This is a genomic window from Collinsella sp. LCP19S3_B11, assembly GCF_052121915.1.
Classification (GTDB): domain Bacteria; phylum Actinomycetota; class Coriobacteriia; order Coriobacteriales; family Coriobacteriaceae; genus Collinsella.
Map to the genome: position 1 here is coordinate 1 of NZ_JBQKDI010000055.1, position 609 is coordinate 609.

The following is a 609-nucleotide window of genomic DNA, read 5'->3' on the forward strand; positions in this document are numbered from 1 at the left end:
AAAGGCGTCGCTCGAGAGGTCGGGCGTCACCGTCAGCCGGCGCCGGGTCTGCCGCATCATGAGGGAGAACGGCCTGGTCAGCGCATACGGCAGGAAGAGGTTCAAGGTGCACCCCGGGGCGGTCAACGAGGCCGACGTGCCCAACGTCGTCGCGCGCGGCTTCGGCGGCAGGGCGCCGCGCACCCATATATGCAGCGACCTGACCTACGTGCGCGTCGGGGCCTCGTGGAACTACGTCTGCCTGCTCGTCGACCTCTACAACAGGGAGATCGTCGGCCACTCCGCCGGGCCCAGGAAGGACGCCCGGCTGGTCAAGTCGGCGTTCGCGACGCTCTCCTTCCCCATCTCGGACATCGAGGTCTTCCACACGGACCGCGGCAGCGAGTTCGACAACGCCGAGATCGACCTGATGCTCGAGGCCTTCGGCATTGAGAGGTCGCTGTCGGCCAAGGGCTGCCCCTACGACAACGCCGTCGACGAGTCGACCAACAGGATACTGAAGGCCGAGCTCGTCCACCGCGAGACGTTCGGCACGACGCGCGAGCTCCGGGCCAAGCTCTCGGACTACGTGCACTGGTACAACAACTTCAGGATCCACTCGACGCTGGG

1 protein-coding gene and 1 pseudogene are annotated in these 609 nt (G+C 66.5%); both read left to right on the forward strand.

Going from position 1 to position 609, the window contains the following annotated elements; genetic code table 11:
- Window positions 1-55, forward strand: a pseudogene (locus ACTQV4_RS10335) (hypothetical protein); the annotation flags it as partial.
- Window positions 56-58: 3 nt separating this feature from the next.
- On the forward strand, window positions 59-609 hold a 551-nt coding region (locus ACTQV4_RS10340), incomplete at its 3' end, for an IS3 family transposase (RefSeq protein ID WP_441569785.1).